Genomic DNA, 23,565 nt, shown 5'->3' on the forward strand with positions numbered 1-23,565 from the left:
TCGTATTACTGCCCTGGTTCTTCATGGGCTTCCCGGTCGTATTTTCCAGAGTCTGGAGCCGCTGGCAACAAGAGTCGGAAGCTGGTACCTCGGTCACTTGTCTTGCAGCTGACGATACCTTCCATGTCATCCATGAGCTGTTTCACGATACTCAGTCCCAACCCGCTGTGGGTCGGACCCTTGGTGGAACGCACCGGCTTGAACAGGCGGTTCCTGACCGATTCGGGGATTCCCTCTCCCGAATCCTCGATAACCAGTTCCACCCACTGGCGGCCGTCCTGCCAGACCGGGGCCGCCGTCTGCAGGTGCAACTGGCCCCCCTTGTCCATGGCTTCAACCGCGTTGCGCACCAGGTTCATGACCAACTGCCGCACCGGCCCCCGTGTTGCCCGGACATGAGTGTCGGCGGACGTGAGCGTTGGTTGGCAATCTATGTGTGCCGGCGCAAACAGGGCATCCTCGAAAAGTTCGCAGAGCAGGGTGAGTTCCGAGTTCAGGTCCAGAGGCGGGGCCCCGGCGTGATCGTCGGTGGAATCCGACTCGCTGATCCGCTCCAGCAGGCCCGCAGCGCGATCCATCTCCTCGCGCAGGATCTGCAGATCCGGCTTGAGGCTCTCACTGCCTTCCAGCGACGCCAGCTTGCCCTGCAACTGGTGGATGTACTGGCGCACGATGGTCAGTGGGTTGCTGATTTCATGGACGCGCTTGCGCAGCTCGATGCGCCGTGCCAGGTGCTCCAGCATTTCATCGCTATGGGCGCGGGTATCCAGCTCCAGCGTGTCGGCCAGGTCGGCGACACGCCGGGCAAAGAGATCGAGCAGGACTTGGCTGTCTTCGGCATCACCGGAGGCATCCAGGCCGATGACATAAACGCCGTGGCAGTGAAGGGCGCCATTGACCGCGACGCACATCATCGAAGCGCAGTCGAGCAGGTCCAGCAGTTGCTGGTCCAGGATGGTCCGGTTGTCCGCTGCCAGCGCCTCGGTCTCGTGCAGGGTCGCCACCCGGGTGACGAGGCTGCGGGGATTGTCCAGCGGTACTTCGATATGGGGCGGGCTGGTGCGGGTGGCCGCCAGCAACCGCAGCACGCCATCCTGTTCCTGGAACACCAGGCCCGGCCGACCGGTGAGGGTCACCAGGTTGCGCAGGGCGGTCACCAGCAGTTCGGTGTCGGTCGATTGCGCCGGCAGGGTCTGCATGGCCTGCTCCACCAACGCGGTACGGACCACCCGGTTGAACAGTCGCCGATGGGCGGACTCGCCATCGAACGGGCCATCCAGGGGAATCTCCAGGCTTTGTGCGACGGAGGACACTTCCCGCTCGATACGGGCGCAAATCTCCCGGGTGAGGGCGCTGGTCAGGCCGAAGATGGTCTGGGCGGCCTCGATCCCGCTGGAATCGGCCAGGGCCAGGCGGGTGGAGAGGTTGATCAGCTTGACCAGGTGGCCGGCGTCGCGAATCTCCCGGGCCGGTGCATGCTGGTAGCGAATGGCATCGACAGCCATCTGGCCGAGCCCCCAGTGTTCGGCCAGGCGGGCGCCCATCTCGGTCTGGTTGTCGAGCAGCGCTTGCTGGTTTTCGCCGGTCGGCTGGCGCAGGGCGATCAGCTCACCGACGTTGTGGAGAAGGCCCAACATGAAGGCTTCTTCGTTGTTGGGGTAGCCCGTCAGCCGGCCCAGGGCACGGGCGGTGAGGGCGGTGGTGAGGGAGTGGCGCCAGAAGTCGCGAAGCTGCTGCCAGCGGTCGGCGCCAAGGTCAAACAGTAGCTGGCGTAACGACGCCGTGATGATCAGGGCCTGTATCTGGTTCGTACCCAGACGCTGCAGCGCCTGATCGATCGAGTTGATTTCGCCCGGGCGTCCGTAAAGCGCTGAGTTGGCGAGCGCAAGAACCCGGACGCACAATGCGGTATCGGCACTGATAATCCGACCGATATCACGGTAATCGGCATCGCCGCGACAGGCCTCCAGCGCACGCAGGACAACCTGCGGCAGGCTGGGCAGCTCGCCGTCGGCTGGTAATTCGATTTGAGCCCGGGCCATAGTTTATGACGCTTTAATAATTATATCGTTATTGACGATGGAGCTTAGCCGTTCCAAGGGGAATATCAACGGCAAATTGTACACATTTTGACCCAATTCAAGGGGTCTTGCTTGTAAAATCGCGTAAATCCTGGGCTTTCTTCGTCAAGTTATGTGCTTAAAGCCTGTCGTCCCCGCAGTGCAGGACGGTACAATCCCAGTTTGAGCTTCCCGGGCCGGTCGCGTTCAGGGCCGGGTCATCGTTGGCGAGATGGATTGTCGATCCATGGCTGGACACACGGAATCCTCCACAGCGTCTCCGCGCATCCTTGCTGTTACCGGCGGCAAGGGGGGGGTGGGCAAAACGTCGGTAGCGCTGAACCTGGCCCTGATCCTGGCGCGACAGGGTAGCCGCGTCCTGTTGCTGGACGGTGATACCGACCTGGCCAATGTGACCATTATGCTGGGGCAGTCTCCGGGGAAAACCCTGGAGCATGTGTTGGCCAACGAGTGCACGTTGGAGGAGGCCATCTTCGAGGCGCCTTTTGGCCTGCATATCCTGCCGGGCGCTTCGGGGGTGGAGCGGTGTATCGGTATCGCACCGTCTGACCGCTTGGCGATCTTCCGCGGGCTGGCGTCGCTCGAAAAGCGCTACGACTATATCCTGATCGACACCGCTGCGGGCCTGCAGGCCAATGTCATGCACATGATCGCCAGCGCCTCGCTGGCCTGCGTGGTGGTCACACCGGATCCCACATCGCTGACCGACGCCTTTTCGCTGCTCAAGGTGCTCAAGCGGCGAGGCTATCGGCGTACCCCTAGCATCCTCATCAATATGGCGCGGGGGGCGAGCCAGGCCCAGTCGATCTTCCAGCGTTTCTATGCCGCGGCCCAGCGTCACCTGGATATCTCCCCTCATTATATGGGGGCGATCTGGCGGGATGAGACCCTGAGGCATGCCGTCGCCACACAGCGGCCGGTGGCCACCCTGCCGGAGTCAGACCCGTCCTGTCGCCAGTTCCGTGTCCTGGCGGATATGGTCAAGGTGCGTTTCGAGCGGATCGAGCCACGCCGCTCCGGTTTTTCGGCTTACTGGAACCGTCTGGCGGAGCGTCGCAATCCGGTTTCCGCGAAGGCGGAACCGGCCCCCAGGCAGCCGGCGGATGTACCGACCCGCTGGCGCGAGTGGACCCGGGAGCTGGACGAGCTGCTCAGTGCATCGGAAACATCGCCGATTCAGCGCTACGAGGCGTTGACCAGTTGCTTTGCGCAATTCGGACGCACGATGGACGAAGACACCATCGAGATTATCCAGACCGGGCTGGCCGCCATGGCCTGGGAGCGCCTGCCGGAGGCGCAGCGCGCACACTTTGCCGCCCACCTGCGCCATCTTGCCGGAGAAATCGAGCCGCAGCCGTCGACGCCAGCGCCCATGGTATCCCGGGAGCGTCAGGAGCCGCGTTACGACGAAATCCGTTTCGGCAGCCAGGATGCCCTGTTACGGGCGCTCAGGGACCAGCCCAGCGACGTCTCCCTGGACGCCTGGCTGGATTCAATCTCCTCCTCAGATCGGCGTAAGAAGTAGTCCGTCTTTCCTTATTTCAAATTGGTTTCAGGGCATAGGCGAAGATTGCCGAGCTTTCACTGACGCGATGTCACATTTCTAGTAATGTGTTCCAACCTGATGCAGTTTCTTGCTTCAGGTCACCAATTTGTAACGGCGTGCACCGTAAAATGGCCGCAAAGGCCAATGGCGTTGACTGAATGATAGCGGGTGCCTCGACATATGAATGTCTTGCCTGGAAGTCCTTTAACTCCCGATTCAGCAACTTAGGAAGTATGGCAGTTATCCGTGCCTCAATTTCAGGCTCTTGGCCTGGTTGATGCATCCATCAAGTTATTCGTTTGACATTAGCTTGTGATATCGAGAAGGAGCTTCGTGATGCCATATACCGTTGAAAAAAGCGGTTCAAATGTTCTGCAGGCACTGAGAGGGAAGCATGTGCTGATTACCGGAACAACCGGCTTCCTGGGGAAAGTTGTACTGGAAAAGCTGATCCGTGCGGTCCCGGACATCGGGGGGATCCACCTGCTGATCCGCGGCAATCGCCGCTACCCCGATGCAGAGGATCGTTTCGTTAATGAAATTGCCTGTTCCTCCGTTTTCGAGCGCCTGAAAATGGATGATCCGGACGCCTTTGACCTGTTCCTGGAAGAGAGGGTTCACTGTGTCACCGGGGAGGTGACCGCGCCGCACTTCGGCCTGCCCGAGGCGCGTTTCCAGGAGTTGGCCGGTCGTCTGGATGCCATCATCAATTCCGCCGCCAGCGTGAATTTCCGCGAGGAACTGGACAAGGCCCTCCAGATCAATGCCCTGTGCCTGAACAACGTGATCGAGCTGTCACGCGCGGGCGGTGAGCTGCCGGTGGTGCAGGTGTCGACCTGTTACGTCAATGGCATGAATGCCGGTCTGGCCCGCGAGGCGATTGTCAGCCCGGCCCATGGCGACATCCAGCGCAACGACGATGGCGTCTACGATGTGGACGAGCTGGTCCATCTGCTGCAGGACAAGATTGCCGACGTGAAGGCCCGCTATTCCGGCCAGGTACTGGAGAAAAAACTGGTGGAGCTGGGTATCCGCGAAGCCAACCACTATGGCTGGAGCGATACCTACACCTTCACCAAGTGGTTGGGCGAGCAGATCCTGTTCCGCGGCCTGAAAGGGTCGTCACTGACCATCCTGCGTCCATCCATTATCGAAAGTGCACTGGAAGAGCCGGCACCGGGCTGGATCGAAGGGGTCAAGGTGGCCGACGCCATCATCCTGGCTTACGCTCGCGAAAAGGTGGCCCTGTTCCCGGGCAGACGCAGCGGGATCATCGATGTGATTCCCGCGGATCTGGTGGGCAACAGCATTATCCTGTCGCTGGCGGAAAGCCTGGGTACGCCGTCGACCCATCGTATCTACCAGTGCTGCAGTGGTACCGGCAACCCGATTACCCTGGGCGAGTTCATCGATCATTTGATGGCCGAAGCTAAGGAAAACTACGCCACCTACGACAAGCTGTTCTATCGCCAGCCGCGCAAGCCGTTTATTGCTGTAAACCGACGTCTGTTCGACACCGTAATGAGTGGTGCGCGGCTGCCGCTGAAGGCCTTCAACCAGGCCCTGAAGCTGGCGGGCAGCGAGCGCGAGCTGAAGGCGCTGCGCAACATCGACACCACCTTGTCGCTGGCGACCATTTTCGGCTTCTACACCGCGCCGGACTATGTGTTCGACAACAGCCAACTGCTGGATCTGGCCCAGCGCATGGGCGAGCTGGACCGCAACCTGTTCCCGGTGGATGCCCGCCGCATCGACTGGTCGACCTACCTGCGCAAGATCCACCTGGCGGGGCTGAACAAGTACGCGCTGAGCGAGCGTAAGCTGTATCGGCTCAAGACCCGCAAGCAACGTAAAGCCGCCTGAATCCTTCGCCGCGTCTTCTTTCAACCCCGGTCCAGTGCCCGGGGTTTTTTGTGGCCTGTACCGTCAGGAACTATGCTCTGAGGGACTGTCCAAACTTCTGTCCCACTATCCCGGAGGGTGGTTGGTAACCCTTTGGATAGCCTATAAAGTTTTGTGCTAATAGTACGTTAGTCTAATTCAACCCGTGAGTTGCACCGTGTTGAACTAAACGAAAATGGAGAGGGTCTGCGCAACGCTGCCCAGAGCGCCGGAAAACGGCATGCAGATTCATGGACCGGGGCGACCCAACACCCGGCAGGGCCTCGCGCAGGCGCCTGATGGTTCCGACAATTCCAATAACGATAAATCCGATCCATAAGTAAGGGGAGCACGATGACAGAACAACATAAATCTGTGTATCCGGTAAGTGAGGCGTTCAAGAAGCGCGCCCTCATTGACCGAGCCAAGTACGATGAAATGTACGAGCAGTCGGTCAAGGACCCGGAAACCTTCTGGGGAGAGCACGGCAAACGCATCGACTGGATCAAGCCGTACACCAAGGTCAAGAACACCACCTACGACTACGACAACCTGTCCATCAAGTGGTTCGAAGACGGCGAACTGAACGCCAGTGCGAACTGCCTGGATCGTCACCTGGAAAAGCGTGGCGACAAGACCGCCATCATCTTCGAAGGGGACGAGCCTTCCGTCTCCCGTCACGTCACCTACCGCGAACTGCACGCTGAAACCTGCAAGTTTGCCAATGTCCTCAAGACACTGGGTGTCAGCAAGGGCGATGTGGTGACCATCTACATGCCCATGATCGTGGAAACCGCCGTGGCCATGCTGGCCTGTGCACGAATCGGTGCGATCCACTCGGTGGTTTTCGGTGGCTTTTCACCGGAAGCGCTCGGCGCCCGGATCCAGAACGGCCAGTCGCGTTTCGTGATTACCGCCGATGAGGGCGTGCGCGGTGGCCGGACCATCCCGCTCAAGAAGAACGTCGACAAGGCGCTGCAGAGCGACAGGGTGCCGGACGTGGAGCGCGTGATCGTCGTCACCCGCACCGGCTCGGACGTGCCCTGGAACGAAGACCGGGACGCCCGCTATGAGGATCTGATGAAAAGCGCCTCGGCGGATTGCCCGCCGGAGCCGATGAACGCGGAAGACCCGCTGTTCATGCTGTATACCTCCGGCTCGACCGGCGCGCCCAAGGGGGTGTTGCACACCACCGGCGGCTACCTGGTGTACGCGGCGATGACCCACGAGTACGTCTTCGACTATCACGAGGGCGATGTCTACTGGTGTACCGCCGACTTCGGCTGGATCACCGGCCACAGCTACATTCTCTACGGTCCGCTGGCTAACGGCGCCATCACGGTACTGTTCGAAGGTGTGCCCAACTATCCGGACGCGTCGCGCATGGGCCAGGTCGTGGACAAGCACAAGATCAACGTGCTCTATACCGCACCGACCGCGATCCGGGCGCTGATGGCCAAGGGCGATGACTGTATGGCCAACACCAGCCGCGAGAGTCTGCACCTGCTGGGCTCGGTCGGCGAGCCGATCAACCCGGAAGCCTGGGAGTGGTACTACCGTGTGATCGGCAACTCCAAGTGCCCGATCGTGGACACCTGGTGGCAGACCGAGACCGGCGGTATCCTGATTTCGCCGCTGCCCGGCGCCATCGACCTGAAGCCGGGCTCGGCGACGCTGCCATTCTTCGGCATACAGCCGGCCGTTGTCGACAACGACGGCAACGTCCTGGAAGGTGCCACCGAAGGCAACCTGGTGATGCTCGACAGCTGGCCCGGCCAGATGCGCACGATCTACGGCGATCACGAGCGCTTCAAGCAGACCTACTTCAGCACCTACAAGGGGCGCTACTTCACCGGTGACGGTGTCCGTCGCGATGAAGACGGTTACTACTGGATCACCGGCCGCGTGGATGACGTGCTCAACGTATCCGGCCACCGTCTGGGGACCGCGGAAGTGGAAAGTGCGCTGGTGTCCCATGACAAGGTGGCGGAAGCCGCCGTGGTTGGGTATCCGCACGAGATCAAGGGGCAGGGCATCTATGTCTACGTCACCCTGATCCAGGGCGAGCAGCCATCGGATGAGCTGCGCAAGGAGTTGATCCAGTGGGTGCGCCAGGAAATCGGGCCCATCGCGTCACCGGACGTGATCCAGTGGGCGCCGGGCCTGCCCAAGACCCGCTCCGGCAAGATCATGCGTCGTATCCTGCGCAAGATCGCCTCCAACGAGCACGATCAGTTGGGCGATACGTCGACCCTCGCCGACCCGGGTGTGGTGGACGAGCTGATCCAGCATCGCGAGTTCAAGTAAACGGACGGGTTCTGTCGCCGGCCCTGCGGTCGGCGGCCACGTTTCATCTTTGGCCAGCAGGCGTTTTCGGCGCCTGCTGGCTTTTGTCTGTCCGGGGAATTGGTCAGAGTGTTCCCTGTGCGTGCTATCATTCCCTAAATGCCCGGGAACGGCATGAAGCGTGTCTGTTTCCGCAAAAGAAGACGTCAAGGAGGCCAAACGCCCGATGGTTCAGCAGATAATTATTGCCGATGATCACCCGCTCTTCCGGGCGGCTCTGCGCCAGGCCGTATCCGAGGCCGTGCCGGATGCCCGGATGGTGGAGGTCGACAGTATCAAGACATTGCAGGCTGCGGTGGAAGAACATCCTGACGCCGACCTGGTTCTGCTGGACCTGAACATGCCGGGAGCCCACGGTTTTTCCGGCCTGGTGTTCATGCGCGGGCAGTATCCCGGCCTGCCGGTGGTGGTGGTCTCCGGTTCCGAGGAATTGCAGGTCATGCGTCGGTCCATCGACTACGGCGCTTCCGGTTTCATTCCCAAATCCGCGCCCTTGCCGGAAATCACCGAAGCGATCCGCGACGTCCTCGACGGCGAAGTGTGGCTGCCGGCCGGCGTTGCGGAAAAGCTGGAGCGCATGCAGGCGGACGTCACCGACTTCTCCGACAAGCTGGCGTCCCTGACGCCGCAGCAGTTCCGGGTGCTGGGTATGCTGGCCGAGGGGCTCCTGAACAAGCAGATCGCCTATGACCTGGACGTGTCCGAGGCCACGGTCAAGGCGCACATCACGGCGGTGTTCCGCAAGCTGGGTGTGCGCAACCGGACCCAGGCGGTCATCGCCATCCAGCAGATGGAAATCGATCCGTCCGATACTTCGCTTTCCGGCAGTTGACCGGTTGCCCGGATCCGAAAAAGCCGCTCCCTGGAGAGCGGCTTTTTTATGGGTGCCGATTTATCTTGAAGCGTCAGTCAACTCGAGCGCGTAGCCGACGCTTTAGAGGGTGTTGCAAAAGCGTCGCGAGCGATAGCCAAACAAGGCGAAAATCAACGAAAGAGCGCAGTTTACGGGTTGTAAATGAGCATCTTGATCGGACTCGCGCACGAGGCGATTTTCAACGCCGTATGGCTGAGCGCAGTCGCTTTTACAACACCCTCTTTAGCTTCGGAGCAGCCTGTAGGGCTGCCGGGCTTCGGACTAAGATTGATGCGTTGGTCACCCATGCCAAACCGGCAAACTCATAGCCGTCACCGGGCGCCTTCGGCGCCTCAGAAGCTGAAGCATCTGCTACATACTCCAGTTGCTTCAAATATTCGCGTTGCCTGCCAGTCTCTGAGGGCGCGGTAGAGAGGTCCATTGGTTTCAGGCTCGCGGCGTCTGATTTGGCCGTCATTGACGCCGCCGAAGCCTGGCTGGTAGTCCCGTCCCTGGAGTTTCATATTTAACGTACGCCTGTACTTTTTCTTGATTTCATCCCTGTCATATCGTTGTCATCTAATTTATTGATATAGATCAGTAATGGCCGAAAATGCTCAAAAAATAATCCAAAGGCTATTGCCAAGGTCTGACACCTTCGGTAAATTCAGCGCACACATGTACGCTGAAATACAGAGGTGCTCCCGTGAATGCGGCTGTAAAACCTGAATCCATCCCCGGCCAGACCTTTGGCGAACAGGACGAACGTGCGTTGCGCGACCAGATGCGTCGCGACCTGCCTGCCGACACCTTCCAGCCCCAAAGCTGGCGGGTGATCTGGTTCCTGCCGTTGCAACTGGTGATCTGGGGCTGCGTGCTGACGATCCTGATGGCGGGATTGCCCTGGTACGCCAACCTGGGACTGGCGCTGGTGCTGGGCCATACCGTTGGCTGTCAGGCGTTGCTGGCGCATGAGGTGTTGCACGGGGCGCTCGGGATGAGTCGCCGCTGGCAGAATTTCTTTGGCTGGCTGGGCTTCGGGCCGCTGGTCGCGCCGCCGGAGTTCTGGCGCAAGTGGCACAACTCGATCCACCACGCCCACACCAACATGGGCGATACCGATCCGGACAGCTTCGGCACCATCCGTCGCTACAAGGCGGATCCCAAGCAGCGCAAGTTTCCCAGGCTGGCGCCGGGATCCGGCACCTGGTACAGCCTGCTGTTCCTGACCTATTCCTTCACCATGCACGCCCAGATAGTGCTGTGGCTGCAGGCCAAGCGCCGCAAGCAGTTCAAGGGCTTCAACCGGCGCCGGGCGATTATCCAGTCGCTCCTGTGTGTGGCGGCCTGGCTGGTGCTGGCGGTGGTTTCCGGGCCGCTGGCGGTCTTTACCGTGGTGGTCCCGTTCATGGTGGCCAATGCGCTGGGGCAGGGCTATATCCTGACCAACCACTTCCTGCGGCCCCAGACCGAGACCAACAACCCGCTGGACAACTCCATGAGCCTGCGGACCAACCCGATCCTGGATCGGCTGCACTACCGCTTCAGCCACCATGTGGAGCATCATTTCTTCCCGAAGATGTCCTCCAACAAGGCGCCGCGTCTGCGCGAGTGGTTGGAAACGCACTATCCGGAGCGCTACGTGGCGCCGACCCACTGGCAGGCGATCAAGCTGCTATACAAGACGCCGCGGGTCTACCTGACGCCGACGACGCTGGTCGATCCCAGCAATCCCAGGCGCGTGTTTGATCTGCTGCCGTTGCAGAAAGAGATGAGTGCGGCGACCTACAAGGTGTCAGCCGCCGGTTAGGCCACGTACCATGGCACCGATGCCGGCGACGGCGGCGATCCCCAGGATCAGGGGGCGCATGGCGGAAAATGGCAGGCGTTGCACCAGCGTGGCCGACAGCAGGAAGCCGGTCACCACACCGGGCAGGGTGAGCAGGAAAAGTTTCATCTCTGGCAGGCCCAGGCGCCCGGCAAAGAACAGCGCGACGATGCTGGCGCAGCTGGTAAACAGGAAAAACGCCGACATATTGGCCCGCACCAGCGGGCCTTTTTCGTTCTGGTAGATCATCGCAATAGGCGGTCCGCCCACGGCGACCACTGTCCCCATATAACCACTGGCGGCACCGGCAACGGCGCTGTTACGCGGATTCAGTGCGGGCCGGAGGCCAGCCACGCTGACCAGGACGCCCAGCAGGATCAGCACGCCGAACATCAGGTCAAAGGCAGTCCCGGTGATTACGGCGAGCGTCAAGCCGGCCAGGGTCGTACCGACGATGCTGCCGCCTATGGCATAGCGCACTTCCCGGAAGCGGATACTGGCCCGGTTGCGAAGCAGCAGCAGAATCGCCAGCACCACCGCATTGACCACCAGCGGCCCGGGCACGAACAGCGGGCTCAGCAGGAACAGCAGGGGTGCTGAGAGCGTGCCGATACCATAGCCGGCGACGCCCTGCAGGCAGGCACCGGCCATCAGGAACAGATTGGCGAGGATCAGGTCGGCCAGCGTGATGCTGTCGGGGATCATTCCGCCGGTACCAGCACCAGCTTGCCGGGGACCACCTTCACGTCCACCGGCGCCATGCCGATCATGCGTTCGGCGAAGCTGTTCTCATCCAGCCGATAGACCGGTACCGTCTCCAGCCATTGGGCGACCAGGCGCATGACGTTGTCCGTCACCGGTTTCAGGTCACCCCTGAAAAACTGGGAGTCGATGCTGCTGTCCAGCAGCTTCAGCCGGCGGATGTAGACCGCCCGCTCCTCCCGGTCATAGACCGGTGCACCTTCCACCTTGAGCTTCAGGTCGACCGGCAGCTTGGTCATGAAGGCATTGACGGCCACCTGACCGGCAATATCCAGCACCGCCACCTCGCGGCCGTCCGGGCCCAGGGTGATATCCGCCTGGTCCAGTGATACGCTCAATGGCGACCCGGCCTTGAGCTGCTGCCGGTCGAAATCGGCGACGGCGTTCTGAAGGTAGCCTTCGAGCGTATTTTCACTCACCGAATAGGGCGACAGGGAAGCACAACCGGACAGGGTCAGGGCTGCAGCGAAGGCCAGGACAGGGCCGACTGCACGCTGGAAAAGTGGCATGAACGGGACTCCGTTTCAGTTCGGTAGGGATGTCTGGCCATGGCCAGCGACTTTTATCCTGCCGGATGCCGGGAGTCGACACAAGCCGGAGCAATGGGCACAACCATGACGACGACAGTGGCGCGCTACGACGCCGTGGTATTTGATCTCGATGGCACACTGGTGGATTCCGGGCTCGATTTCCGGGCGATCCGCCGGGAGCTGGGATTCCCCGAAGGGGTCGGCCTGTTGGAGCACATGGCCACCTTGTCGGAGGCGGAGGCCGCCCGGGCCCATGCGATTATTCATCGGTTCGAAATGGCCGGAGCCGAAGGCGCAAGCTGGATGCCGGGTGCCGAGGCCCTGGTGCGGCATCTCCACCAGCGGTCTGTCCCGGTCGCCGTGCTGACCCGCAACAGCCGTGAGGCGGTGGCGGCGACCGATGCGGCGCTTTCCCTGGGCATCGATCTGGTCCTGACCCGTGACGATGCGCCTCCCAAGCCGGATCCCGCCGGCCTGCTACAGATTGCCGACACCTTTGGCGTTGCTCCGAATCGCATGACCTACATCGGCGATTTTATCGATGACCTGACCACCGCCCTTCGGGCCGGTATGGCCGGCGGCCTGTACCGCAATGCGCGGAATGCGGCGTACGTCGACCGCGCCGATTACGTCATCGAGCACTTCGACGATCTGCGTCGGGCCTGGAGCGATTGAGGTCAGTCGTTTTCGGCTTCGGCGTCGATGCTCAATTCGCCGTCTTCACCAAAACGCACGTGAATCAGGATGGGCTGGCAGCAGACCTGGCAGTCCTCCACGTAGTCCTGCTCCGGCACGGACGGGTCGACGCTGACTTCCAGGGTTTCCCAGCAATAGGGGCACTGGATGTGGGCGGGTTCAAGTATCACGTTTGGTGAGGCCGGCCCGTTCGCCGGGCCGGCTTGCTCCAGTTTGAATCAGAATTGCTGCTTGGCCATCCACGGAATCATCCGGTCGAAGGCCTCTTCGATCGTTTCCAGCGGCGCCGAGAAGCTGATGCGAAGGGCGTTGGCGGTGTTCTCCCCGAACGCATCGCCGGGCACCACGCACACACCGGTTTCCTTCAGCATTCGCAGGGCCAGATCCGACCCGTCCACATGCTTGGGCAGGTCCGGGAAGATGAAGAAGGCGCCGCCCGGATGGTAGCCGGTCATGTGCGGGGTCTGGGCCACCAGGTCCACGACCCGGTCGCGCCGCTCCCGATAGATCGACACCATGTCCCGGATGCATTGCTGGTCACCGGTCAGTGCGGCCACACCGGCGAACTGGGATGGCGTGTTGGCGACCGAGGTGGTGAACATGTGATAGCGCCGCAGCGACTTGATCGTGGCCTGGCTGGAAATGATCCAGCCCACCCGCAGGCCCGCCATGCTGTAGGTCTTCGAGAAGCTGCTGATGCACATGATGTTGTCCAGGTCGACGCTGCAGCGCAGCACGCTGGCGTATTCCTGGTCGTCCAGGATCAGGTGGTCGTAGACCTCGTCACTGAAAATCTGGATGCCCCGGTAGGCGCATTCTTCCACGATGGTTTCGATGGTGCTGCGGGGGTACACCGCCCCGGTCGGGTTGTTGGGGGAGTTCAGGACCACCGCAAAGGTGCGCGACCCCATGGCTGCGATCACCTCGTCGGGATCGAGCTGGTGGTTGTTCTCGATGTGGGTCTGGATGAATTTCACCTCGCCGCCGTTCATGCGGATCAACGGGGCGTAGAGCAGGAACGAGGGATCGGTCACGATGAACTGCCGGCCCGGCGCTGCGGTTGCGGACAGGGCCAGGTACATCGCCTCGGTCGCGCCGGAGGTCACCAGGATGTTGTCGCGGGTCAGCTTACGGTCGTAGCGCTTGCCATAGTAGTCGCGTAGAGCCACCAGAAGCTCAGGCAGGCCGGCGTCCATGGTATAGCCGGTCTGGCCAGCGTTGAGGGCATCGATGTAGGCGTCCACCACGTGCTTCGGCGTGGGCAGGTCGGGCTGGCCGATCGACAGGTGGATCACGTCCTTCATGCTTGCCGCCATGTTCACCATGCGGCGGATGCCCGGCACGGGAATGGCCTGCATCGACGGATGCCAACGGGCCTTGGTCTTGCGGTACTTCATCTTGCGCGGTGCGGTGTCGCTGGCTTTATTGAGCTTTGCTCCATCGGCCATAAGCATCTCCTGGCAGAGTAGGAAAAGATGGACAATAAAGCCCGGATCCGTGGATCAGGCCTGCTTTTGCCGAAACGGCGTCACGCCGGTGACCCGGCTCGTGAGAGACGCCTTGACGAAGGCTTGGGAGTCAATCAGTGGCTCCCTTACCTAGGCAGATTAGTTTTTATACGAAGGGGGGGCAAGACCCTGGGTATGAGTATTCCTGCGTAATGCCCTGTCAGGTTGACCGGGGCAAAGAGCACCGACACACTCAGGGAGTCCGCAGTGTTTCCAAAGGAATGCCAAACCAACGACGAGGCCGCCCATGACATCTCAAGCCGATAAACCGATCGTGACAGTCCTGACCGCTCCCGGAGAGAAGGAACCGCCCGGTATGGACGCGGTCCGTGAACGGGCCGAGGTGCGTTTCGCCTCGGATGAGGCAAGCCTGCGTGAGTCGCTGCCGGGGGCCGGCGTGATGATGGTGACGGATTTCCGGACCGAGGCGCTGGAAGCCGCCTGGCCGGCGGCCGATAGCCTGGAATGGATCCACGCCACCAGTGCCGGTGTCGATGCGCTGATGTTCCAGGCTCTCATCGACAGCGACGTGACTGTCACCAACGCGCAGGGCATTTTCGACCGTTCCATTGCCGAGTACGTGCTCTGTACCATCCTGATGTATTGCAAGGATTTCCCGAATTCAATCCGCCTGCAACAGGCGCATCAATGGCAGCACCGGGAAACTGAAAGGGTCCAGGGGCAACGGGTCCTGGTGGTGGGGGCCGGCTCCATCGGCCGCCAGATTGCGCGCCTGTGCAGCGGCGTCGGACTGAAGGTCCATGGCACGGCCCGCTCCGCACGCGACAGCGATCCGGATTTCGAGGCCGTACACGGGAACGATGACCTGATGGAGCAGCTCGGGCAGGCGGATTTTGTGGTGGTGGCCGCGCCACTGACTCCGCAGACCGAGGGCCTGTTCGACCGGAAGGCGTTCCAGGCCATGAAATCGACAGCACGCTTCATCAACATCGGCCGGGGCCCGATCGTCCGGACCGACGACCTGGTCGCCGCGCTCGAAGCCGGCGAGATTGCCGGCGCCGGGCTGGACGTGTTCGAGGAGGAACCCCTGCCTGAGAAACACCCGCTCTGGGATCGTGAGGATGTGCTGATCACCGCGCACATGGCGGGCGACTTCATCGGCTGGAAGGGCGCCCTGACCGACCAGTTCGTCGACAATTTCGATCGCTGGAAGGCGGGCGAGAGCCTTTTCAACATCGTCGACAAGAAACTGGGTTACGCCGCGAAATAGGCGGTGCAACCCATCAACCCGAACAGGATCACTGGCCCAGGCGGGTGATCACCGCATCGCCGATCTCCCGGGTCTTGCGCCGCCGGCCGCTGTGCTCGGCGAGGTCGGCGGCCACCGCATCGTGAAGGGCCTCGGCCGCTTCCTGCATCGGGCCGGTCTCCTCGGCCAGCCAGGTCAGCATCCGTGCGGTGGTAAACAGCATGGCGGTGGGATCGGCCAGGCCCTGCCCGGCAATATCCGGTGCGCTGCCGTGGGTCGGTTCGAACATCGACGGCATGGAGCGGTCATCCGGGTTCAGGTTGCAGGAGGGTGCCACGCCCATGCCGCCGGACAACACCGCCGCCAGGTCCGTCAGGATGTCTCCCTGCAGGTTGCTCGCCACCACCACGTCGAACGCCCAGGGACACTGTACGAACTTCATGCAGGCGGCATCGACCAGCTCGTGATGGGTGGCGACGTCCGGATATTCCGTGGCGATCTCTGCGAAGGCTTCGGTATACATGTCGCCCCAGTAACGCAGGGCATTGCGCTTGGTGATGATGCAGACCTGGCTCTCGCAAGTGCGCCCGTCGAGTGTCTTGAACTGCCGCGTCTGGCCGGATTCCTGGCGCGCCCGGGCGCGTGATCGGGCCTGCTCGAAGCCGTGACGGATGATCCGGTTCGTGGCGCGTCGGGTGAACACTTCCATCTGGGTGGCGACCTCGTCCTCACTGCCGGGTCGCAGCCGACCGCCCTGGGCCACGTATTCGCCTTCGCTGTTTTCCCGGATGACCAGCATGTCCACATCCCGCGCCCGTTCGTCAGCCAGGTACTGGCGGGCGCCCGGCAGCAGGCGGGCGGGCCGCTCGCAGACCCATTGGTCGAAGCCCTTGCGCATCTGCAGCAACGGCGCCAGGGAGATGCTGTCCGGCAGCAGGTAACGGTTCGGATCCGTTATCGGGCCGGGGTCCCCCAGGGCGCCCAGCAGGATCGCGTCGAAGTCACGGAGCTGCTCCAGGGCGTTGGCCGGCATGACGTCGCCATGCGCCTGGTGCCAGCGATGCGACGGCCAGTCGAAGGTTTCCCACTCCAGGTCGAGATCGTAACGCTCGCGCAGGACATCGAGGCAGCGTACGGCCTGTTCGACGACCTCCGGCCCGATGCCGTCTCCGGGTGTAACCGCGATCCGCTTGGTGGCTGTCATAGGGGCTCCCTTCTGATGACGTGACGGGGAATCGATGGGCTGTTGGCCCGCACTGAATGCCCTCAGTGTAGCGTTACCGGTCTATGATGCCATCCCTCGCAATCAACCCCGGGCGTGCTAGAGTCTGTAGCAGGTAAAAATAGGATAATCGGTGAACGGAGCGGCCAGTGAATCAGCCAGCAGTACTCTTTGACGAATCCCATTGCGGGCAGTGCGCCTGTGGCGAAGGGCTCGATTTCGAGATCAGTTTTGCGTTCCAGCCCATCGTTGATGTCAGCAATCGATCCGTCTATGCCTATGAGGCGCTGGTGCGTGGCGCCTCCGGCGAAGGCGCCGGCGACGTCCTGGCCCGGGTGAACGAACGCAACCGCTATGCCTTCGACCAGATTTGCCGGGTGAAGGCCGTCAAGCTGGCCTCGCGGCTGGAGATGCAGGCGCGGCTGAGTATCAACTTCATGCCCAATGCGGTGTACCAGGCCGAGTACTGTATCCGCACCACCCTGGCGGCGGCGAAGACCTACCGGTTCGATACGCGCCAGATTATCTTTGAGGTGGTCGAAAACGAATCCCTGTCCTCGCCGGATCACCTGGCCGACATCATCCGCACCTATCAGGATATGGGCTTCCAGACGGCGCTGGATGACTTCGGGGCCGGTTATCCCCGCTACGATCTGCTGATTGCCAGCCCGCCCGACCTTCTCAAGCTGGACATGGGCCTGATTCGCAACATCGACCGCGAACCCAATAAACAGGCCGTGGTCGCCGGCGTCGTCACCATGATGCAGCGACTGGGTGGGCGAGTCATCGCCGAGGGTGTGGAAACCGAAGCCGAGTATCGGTGGCTGCGGACACTCGGTATCGACCTGTTCCAGGGCTACCTGTTTGCCCGCCCCGGCTTCGAAAGTTTGCCGGAGCCTCACTTCCCGGACTAACCTGGGTTCGCTTCCCCACAGTAAGGTTCTGTTTCACATGATCTATCGCGCCGTTGTCGTGCTGGTTGGCCTCGTCCTGGTGGCCGCGCTCTATGGTCTGATCTGGCTGTTGTCCCGGCATTTCCTGCGTCGTCACGGCGTCGAGGCCGAACTGGCCGATCGCAGCACCGTGCTGGCCACCTGGACCTTCGCGGGCGTGGCGGTCGGGCTGGTCTTCGCCGTATTCGGAGCCTTTGTGCTGGGCCCCTGGGCCTTTTACCGGACGGCACGGGCGCATGGGGTGGCGGTGTCCGACGCTGCCGCTGTTGGCTGGGGGTTGCTGGTCGTGGCCGTGAGCCTGGTGCTGGCAGCTGGTGGCCTGTTCGTGCTGCTATGGTCGGTCGGGGCGGTTTGACGCCACCCGGTGCAGTTGCTCGCGGAACCACAGCAGCGAGGGCTCCTTCTCGTAGGCCGTGTGCCAGTAAAGGTGTACATTGAGCGCCGGCATGTCGGTCGGCAGGGGCAGTACCCGGACCTTGGCCTGCTGTTCGATCATGCGGGCATAGGTCTCCGGCATGGTCACCAGCAGATCGGTATTCTCGGCCACCCGGCAGGCGGCGTAGTAGTGCTGGCAGCGCAGGGCGATGCGACGATGGACACCCTGGCGCGAGAGCTCGAAGTCCTCGATACCCGGGCCTTCGGTGCGTGACGACACCAGCACATGGCGGGCGGCCAGGTACTGTTCCATCGTCAGCCCGTTTTCAATGCCCGGATGGTGCTCCCCGGCGATCACCACCAGTTGGTCCTTGCGCAGCAGCTCGTGGGACGTCTGGTTACTCACCGGCAGCAGCACGTCCACCGCGAAATCCAGTTTGCCCGAGGCCAGTTGCGTCTCCATTTCCCGGCGGGCGATACGCTGGCTGACCACCTCGATTTCCGGATAGCTTGTCAGGTTCTTCATCAGTTGGGGCAGGAAGGTAGATTCCAGGATGTCCCGCAGTCCCAGGGAAAACGTCTTGTGCTGGCGCGCCGGGTCGAAGGCGTGGAACTGGTTCACCGCGCTCTGGATCTGGGTCAGCCCCGGCCGCATGGTTTCGGCAAAGCGCCGGGCCAGTGGCGTGGGCACCATCTGGTTGCCCTGGCGGGTGAACAGCGGATCGTTGAAATGATCCCGCAGGCGCGACAGCGAGTGGCTCACCGCCGGCTGGGTCAGGTGCAGCGCGCGGGCGGCACGGGTCAGGCTGCCTTCCCGGAAGATGGTGTCGAACACGTGGAGCAGGTTCAGGTCGAGGCGGTTCATTGCAATGTCCCGGACGGTAAAAAGATATAAATGCAGTTTATATTAAATGATAAGAATAATTCAGTGGTCTAATTCGGTGTTCCAAAAGTAGACTGCGGCTACGCTTGAGAGGAACGGTGGGACCCCGATGGGGGCCGGTCGTTCCGGGAGGCCTTCTGGATGGCCTTCTTTCGATTGTCACGTGTCGCCCGGGAGTGATCGCTATGGACTTTACCCCTTCAGAGAAAGGCCAGGACTACCTGAACCGCGTCAAGGCGTTCATCCGCGATGAGATCCAGCCTATCGAGGCGGATTACCACGCCGAGATGGCCAGGCTCGACAACCGCTGGGTGGAACTGCCGGTCATTGCCGAGCTGAAAGCCAAGGCCCGCGAGCAGGGCCTGTGGAATCTGTTCTTCCCGGACGAGGAGCACGGCTGTGGCCTGCTCAACTCTGACTATGCCCTGATTGCCGAAGAGACCGGTAAAAGTTTTATCGCCCCGGAGATCTTCAACTGCAACGCGCCGGATACCGGCAACATGGAAGTGCTGATCCACTACGGGTCCGAGGAGCAGAAAGCACAGTGGCTGCCGCGCCTGCTCAGCGGCGAGATCCGCTCCGCCTTCTGTATGACCGAGCCGGCCGTGGCGTCGTCCGATGCCACCAACATGTCGGCAACGGCGGTTGTGGAAGGGGACGAGGTGGTCCTCAACGGTCGCAAGTGGTGGAGCACCGGCATCGGTCATCCTAAGTGCGAGATGATCATCTTTATGGGGCTGAGCGATCCGGAAGCGCCCAAGCATCGCCAGCACTCCATGGTCCTGGTACCGAAGAACACGCCGGGCGTCAAAGTCGAGCGCATGCTGCCGGTGTTTGGGTCCTACGACGAGCCCTACGGCCACGGTGAAGTCAGCTTCGACAACGTGCGCCTGCCCAAGAGCGCCATCATTGCCGGACCGGGCCGCGGGTTCGAGATCGCCCAGGGCCGACTGGGGCCGGGCCGGGTGCATCATTGCATGCGGGCCATCGGTGCCGCGGAACGCACCCTGGAGTTGCTGATCAAACGGGCCATGAGCCGGGAAGCCTTTGGCAAGCCGCTGGCCAGGCTCGGCGGCAACCCGGACATCATTGCCAACGCCCGCATGTCGATCGAGCAGGCCCGGTTGCTGACGCTCAAATGTGCGTGGCTGCTGGATACCAAAGGCATCATGGGCGCGCTGAGCGAAGTCGCCATGATCAAGGCGGTGATCCCGCAGATGCTGCAGACCATCGTCGACAACGCCATCCAGATCCACGGCGGCGCCGGTGTCAGCGACGACGATTTCCCGCTGACCCAGCTGTTTGCCTATGCCCGGGTGCTGCGTCTGGCGGACGGGCCGGATGAAGTACACCGTGGTACGGTGGCCAAACTGGAACTCAAGAAATACGCCTGAAGCCTGATCCGGATCCACAAGAAGCCCCGGCCATAATCGTGGTACGGGGCCTTTCAGCGCTTCAGCACAACAACAGGACACCAGCATGACAAAACGCGTTTTTATCACCGGCGGAGCCAGCGGTCTGGGGCGCGCCATCGCCCTGCGTTACGCCCGCGAAGGCGCCCGCGTCTGTATCGGCGATATCAATCCCGAGCAGGGCGCTGTGGTTGAGGAAGAGATCCGACAGGCGGGGGGCGAAGGCCTGTTCGTGACCTGCGACGTACGCCGTATTGCCGACCTGGACCAGGTGCGGGACCAGTTGGAAACGCAGTGGGGCGGCGTGGACATTGTGGTCAACAACGCCGGGGTGGCATCCAGCGGCAGTATCGAGGGGACGACGCTGACCGACTGGGAGTGGATCCTGGACATCAACATCATGGGCGTGGTGCGTGGCTGCAAGGCCTTCACGCCGCTGTTCAAGAAGCAGCAGCAGGGAACCTTCATCAACATCGCGTCCATGGCGGGCCTGATGCTGGCGCCGCTGATGAGCAGCTACAACGTCTCCAAGGCTGGCGTGATCGCGCTGTCCGAAACGTTGAGCATGGAACTTCGTGACGACGGCATCCGCGTGAGCTGCGTGTGCCCGGCCTTCTTCCCAACCAACCTGACCGACTCCATGCGCTCGGAAAAGGCGGGCATGGACGACAACGTCAAGAAGCTGATGAAGCGTTCCGGCATTACCGCGGACGATGTGGCGGAAGACATTTACCGGGCCGAGTCCAACGGTGATTTCTGGGTGCTGCCCCACGTGAAGGAGCGCCGCCTGTGGATGATCAAGCGCCACGCGCCCTGGGCGTTCGACTGGCTGATGCACCAGGAAAGCAAACGCTGGATGCGCAAGTTCGGCGGTGCCGCATAACAGACACTTCCGCGTTGGGGAGGACGTGAATCACATGACACAGATTGACCAGGCGGTCGACATCCGCGCAGGCGAAGAACTCGATGCGGCGGCGGTGGACCGTTTCATGAAGCAGGCGTTGCCGGAACTGGACGGCCAGCCCGACATCCGCCAGTACCCGGGCGGGGCCTCCAACCTGACCTACCAGGTGGATTACGGCGACCGCTCGTTCGTACTGCGTCGCCCGCCGTTTGGGCACATCGCCAAATCGGCCCACGACATGCTGCGGGAAGCCCGGGTCATGAAGGCCCTCAAACCGGTCTATCCCTATGTCCCGGAGATCATCGCGATCTGCGAAGACCATGACGTGCTGGGTTGCGATTTTTACGTGATGGAGCGCTTCAGGGGCATCATCCTGCGCCAGGATTTCCCGGAGGGTTTCGACCTGTCGCCGGAGGACACCCGGCGCCTGTGCCTGAACGTGATCGACAAACTGGTGGATCTCCATACCGTCGATCCGGTGGCGACCGGACTGGACAGGCTGGGCAAGGGCCCCGGCTACGTGCAGCGCCAGATCGGTGGCTGGAGCAACCGTTTCCGCAAGGCGCGCACCGAAGACATAGGCGACTTCGAGGCGGTCATGGGCTGGCTCGACGACAAGATGCCGGACGACATCGCCCAATGCGTCATCCACAATGATTTCCGCTTCGACAACGTGGTCTTGAACCCGGACAACCCGTTCGAAGTCACCGGCGTCCTGGACTGGGAAATGGCCACCATCGGCGATCCGCTGATGGACCTGGGCAACAGCCTGGCCTACTGGATCCAGGCGGACGACGAGCAGCCATTCCAGATCCTGCGACGCCAGCCCACCCACCGTCCGGGCATGCTGACCCGCGACGAAGTGGTCGAGTACTACATGGACCGTTCGGGCTACCGGGCCGAGCGTTTCGACTTCTACGAAATCTATGGCCTGTTCCGGCTGGCGGTGATCATCCAGCAGATCTACTACCGCTTCTACCACGGCCAGACCCAGGACAAGCGCTTTGCCATGTTCGGCCAAGCGGCCAACTATCTGGAGAAGCGCTGCCTGCGGCGGATCGAAGCGAGTGACCTGTAATGGCGACGCTCTACCTGATCCGTCACGGCCAGGCCAGCTTCGGCAAGGCGAACTACGACCAGCTGTCCGACACGGGCTGGGAGCAGGGCCGCGTGCTGGGGCGCTGGCTGGCGGACAAGGTGACACCCACGGCGGTGTTCAGCGGCGATCTGCAACGCCACCAGGAAACCGTGGCGGCAATCACCGAGGGTTACGGTCAGGCATTGCCGGACCTGCAGATGAACGCCGGATTCAACGAGTTCGACCACGAAGCCGTGGTGCACGCCTTCAAACCGGAGTGGGCCGACCGTGAGGTGATGGCCCGCGACCTGGCACAGCATCCCAAACCGGCCAGGGCCTTCCAACTGGCGTTTGTCGAGGCCGTCCAGCGCTGGGTCAGTGGAGATTATGCATCGGAGTACGCGGAAAGCTGGGCGGATTTCCAGACCCGGGTGCTGGCGGCACTGGACGACGCCATCGCCAACGCGGGTGGCGGCGATGTGCTGGTCGCCAGTTCCGGCGGGCCGATTTCCGTGGCCGTCCAGTCGCTGCTGGGCCTGGATGACCGCCGTGCCCTGGCCCTGAACGAAGTCATCACCAACACCAGCGTCACCCGCATCCTGTTCTCCGGCCGGCGCCGCAACCTGGCCGTCTTCAACAACTACGCCCATCTCGAAGACGCCGCTCCGGAACTGGTGACGTTCCGCTGAACGCGGCGGCTTTTTCAGTCTTTAACGGGAGATCCCATGAGTCAGAACAACCTGTTTGACCTGTCCGGCAAAATTGCCCTGGTCACCGGTGCCAGCCGTGGCATCGGCGAAAGCATCGCCCGCTTGCTGGCGGACAACGGCGCCCACGTGATCGTCAGCAGCCGCAAGCTGGAAGGCTGCGAGGCCGTGGCCGGCAGCATCCGCGACAACGGCGGCAAGGCCGAGGCCTACGCCTGCCACATCGGCGAAATGGAGCAGATCGAAGGCCTCTGGGCCCACATCCGCGAGACCTACGGCAAGCTGGATATCCTGGTGAACAACGCCGCCACCAACCCGCATTTCGGCCCGATCGAGACCACCGAGCTGGCGGCCTTCCAGAAAACCGTCGACGTAAATATCCGCGGTTACTTCTTCATGTGTGCCGAGGCGGCCAAACTGATGAAAGAGCAGGGCGGCGGCGCCATTGTCAACGTGGCGTCGGTCAATGGCGTGGCCCCCGGGCATTTCCAGGGCATCTACTCCATCACCAAGGCGGCGGTCATCTCCATGACCAAGGCCTATGCCAAGGAACTGGGGCAGCAGAATATCCGCGTCAACGCGCTGCTGCCGGGGCTGACCGACACCAGGTTTGCCAGCGCCCTGACCACCAACGACGCCATCAGGAAGCAGGCGCTGATGCACATCCCCATGAACCGCATGGCCAATCCGGACGAAATGGCGGGCACCGTGCTGTATCTGGTGTCCGATGCGTCCACTTACACTACGGGGACGGCGATCAATGTGGATGGGGGATACCTGACGGTTTGAG

The 23,565-nt window shown here is 62.0% G+C and carries 21 protein-coding genes; 14 read left to right on the top strand and 7 right to left on the bottom strand.

The annotated features are described in order from the left end of the window. Nucleotides 1-5 precede the first annotated feature (5 nt). Nucleotides 6-2,042 (bottom strand): HDOD domain-containing protein, encoded by a 2,037-nt coding sequence (locus EZI54_RS05385; RefSeq protein ID WP_207389153.1) that lies wholly within the window; start codon nucleotides 2,040-2,042, stop codon nucleotides 6-8. Nucleotides 2,043-2,307: 265 nt separating this feature from the next. Here EZI54_RS05385 and EZI54_RS05390 point away from each other — a divergent pair, with 265 nt between their 5' ends. The 5 genes from EZI54_RS05390 to EZI54_RS05410 all read left to right on the top strand — a co-directional run bounded on the left by EZI54_RS05390 (nucleotide 2,308) and on the right by EZI54_RS05410 (nucleotide 10,517). Then, nucleotides 2,308-3,606 carry a MinD/ParA family ATP-binding protein gene (locus EZI54_RS05390; RefSeq protein WP_131479829.1) on the top strand — a complete coding sequence of 433 codons (1,299 nt, stop codon included), beginning with the start codon at nucleotides 2,308-2,310 and terminating at the stop codon, nucleotides 3,604-3,606. A 357-nt stretch (nucleotides 3,607-3,963) separates the two neighbouring features. Beyond that, a complete protein-coding gene (locus tag EZI54_RS05395; protein WP_131479831.1) occupies nucleotides 3,964-5,490 on the top strand; it encodes a fatty acyl-CoA reductase in 1,527 nt (508 codons plus the stop codon). 372 nt (nucleotides 5,491-5,862) lie between these two features. Continuing rightward, entirely contained in the window at nucleotides 5,863-7,815 is a 1,953-nt protein-coding gene (gene acs, locus EZI54_RS05400; protein ID WP_131479833.1) for an acetate--CoA ligase, read from the top strand. A gap of 205 nt (nucleotides 7,816-8,020) precedes the next feature. Then, entirely contained in the window at nucleotides 8,021-8,686 is a 666-nt protein-coding gene (locus tag EZI54_RS05405) for a LuxR C-terminal-related transcriptional regulator (RefSeq protein WP_131479835.1), read from the top strand. Between the two features lie 727 nt (nucleotides 8,687-9,413). Next, entirely contained in the window at nucleotides 9,414-10,517 is a 1,104-nt protein-coding gene (locus EZI54_RS05410) for a fatty acid desaturase family protein (RefSeq protein ID WP_131479837.1), read from the top strand. On the opposite strand, the gene EZI54_RS05415 is transcribed toward EZI54_RS05410, so the two are convergent. Beyond that, entirely contained in the window at nucleotides 10,503-11,240 is a 738-nt protein-coding gene (locus EZI54_RS05415; RefSeq protein ID WP_131479839.1) for a sulfite exporter TauE/SafE family protein, read from the bottom strand. The two genes, EZI54_RS05410 and EZI54_RS05415, sit on opposite strands and share 15 nt — an antisense overlap. Further along, complete coding sequence (locus tag EZI54_RS05420; protein ID WP_131479841.1) at nucleotides 11,237-11,806, bottom strand: YceB family lipoprotein; 570 nt, start codon at nucleotides 11,804-11,806, stop codon at nucleotides 11,237-11,239. Before EZI54_RS05420 ends, EZI54_RS05415 begins: the two co-directional genes overlap by 4 nt. A gap of 105 nt (nucleotides 11,807-11,911) precedes the next feature. Here EZI54_RS05420 and EZI54_RS05425 point away from each other — a divergent pair, with 105 nt between their 5' ends. Further along, complete coding sequence (locus tag EZI54_RS05425) at nucleotides 11,912-12,502, top strand: HAD family hydrolase (protein WP_242674346.1); 591 nt, start codon at nucleotides 11,912-11,914, stop codon at nucleotides 12,500-12,502. Nucleotides 12,503-12,504: 2 nt separating this feature from the next. On the opposite strand, the gene EZI54_RS05430 is transcribed toward EZI54_RS05425, so the two are convergent. After that, the gene (locus tag EZI54_RS05430) at nucleotides 12,505-12,690 is read right to left on the bottom strand and encodes a CPXCG motif-containing cysteine-rich protein (protein ID WP_123635326.1); all 186 of its coding nucleotides are present in this window, start codon (nucleotides 12,688-12,690) and stop codon (nucleotides 12,505-12,507) included. Nucleotides 12,691-12,741: 51 nt separating this feature from the next. After that, entirely contained in the window at nucleotides 12,742-13,971 is a 1,230-nt protein-coding gene (locus EZI54_RS05435) for a pyridoxal phosphate-dependent aminotransferase (protein ID WP_131479844.1), read from the bottom strand. A gap of 307 nt (nucleotides 13,972-14,278) precedes the next feature. Here EZI54_RS05435 and EZI54_RS05440 point away from each other — a divergent pair, with 307 nt between their 5' ends. After that, complete coding sequence (locus tag EZI54_RS05440) at nucleotides 14,279-15,262, top strand: D-2-hydroxyacid dehydrogenase (protein ID WP_131479846.1); 984 nt, start codon at nucleotides 14,279-14,281, stop codon at nucleotides 15,260-15,262. 28 nt (nucleotides 15,263-15,290) lie between these two features. Here EZI54_RS05440 and EZI54_RS05445 read toward each other — a convergent pair whose 3' ends face one another. Next, nucleotides 15,291-16,445, bottom strand: a complete 1,155-nt coding sequence (locus tag EZI54_RS05445) for an isocitrate/isopropylmalate dehydrogenase family protein (RefSeq protein WP_131479848.1) — start codon at nucleotides 16,443-16,445, stop codon at nucleotides 15,291-15,293. Between the two features lie 167 nt (nucleotides 16,446-16,612). Here EZI54_RS05445 and EZI54_RS05450 point away from each other — a divergent pair, with 167 nt between their 5' ends. Both EZI54_RS05450 and EZI54_RS05455 read left to right on the top strand, forming a co-directional pair. Continuing rightward, nucleotides 16,613-17,377 (top strand): EAL domain-containing protein, encoded by a 765-nt coding sequence (locus EZI54_RS05450; protein ID WP_131479850.1) that lies wholly within the window; start codon nucleotides 16,613-16,615, stop codon nucleotides 17,375-17,377. A gap of 37 nt (nucleotides 17,378-17,414) precedes the next feature. Further along, nucleotides 17,415-17,771: a hypothetical protein gene (locus EZI54_RS05455; protein WP_131479851.1), complete on the top strand. Its 357-nt coding sequence runs from the start codon at nucleotides 17,415-17,417 to the stop codon at nucleotides 17,769-17,771. On the opposite strand, the gene EZI54_RS05460 is transcribed toward EZI54_RS05455, so the two are convergent. Continuing rightward, on the bottom strand, nucleotides 17,748-18,662 hold the full coding sequence (locus EZI54_RS05460; RefSeq protein WP_131479853.1) for a LysR family transcriptional regulator: 915 nt from the start codon (nucleotides 18,660-18,662) through the stop codon (nucleotides 17,748-17,750). The two genes, EZI54_RS05455 and EZI54_RS05460, sit on opposite strands and share 24 nt — an antisense overlap. Nucleotides 18,663-18,859: 197 nt before the next feature. Here EZI54_RS05460 and EZI54_RS05465 point away from each other — a divergent pair, with 197 nt between their 5' ends. From EZI54_RS05465 to EZI54_RS05485, 5 genes are all read left to right on the top strand, one after another. After that, complete coding sequence (locus EZI54_RS05465) at nucleotides 18,860-20,068, top strand: acyl-CoA dehydrogenase family protein (RefSeq protein WP_131479855.1); 1,209 nt, start codon at nucleotides 18,860-18,862, stop codon at nucleotides 20,066-20,068. A gap of 85 nt (nucleotides 20,069-20,153) precedes the next feature. Then, entirely contained in the window at nucleotides 20,154-20,969 is an 816-nt protein-coding gene (locus EZI54_RS05470) for an SDR family oxidoreductase (RefSeq protein ID WP_131479857.1), read from the top strand. A 34-nt stretch (nucleotides 20,970-21,003) separates the two neighbouring features. After that, a complete protein-coding gene (locus tag EZI54_RS05475) occupies nucleotides 21,004-22,068 on the top strand; it encodes a phosphotransferase family protein (protein WP_131479859.1) in 1,065 nt (354 codons plus the stop codon). Further along, the gene (locus tag EZI54_RS05480) at nucleotides 22,068-22,757 is read left to right on the top strand and encodes a histidine phosphatase family protein (RefSeq protein WP_131479860.1); all 690 of its coding nucleotides are present in this window, start codon (nucleotides 22,068-22,070) and stop codon (nucleotides 22,755-22,757) included. The genes EZI54_RS05475 and EZI54_RS05480 overlap by 1 nt, the downstream gene beginning before the upstream one ends. A gap of 36 nt (nucleotides 22,758-22,793) precedes the next feature. Next, entirely contained in the window at nucleotides 22,794-23,564 is a 771-nt protein-coding gene (locus tag EZI54_RS05485; protein ID WP_131479862.1) for an SDR family oxidoreductase, read from the top strand. Nucleotide 23,565 lies beyond the last annotated feature (1 nt).

Source organism: Marinobacter halodurans (assembly GCF_004327985.1).
GTDB classification, from domain to species: domain Bacteria; phylum Pseudomonadota; class Gammaproteobacteria; order Pseudomonadales; family Oleiphilaceae; genus Marinobacter_A; species Marinobacter_A halodurans.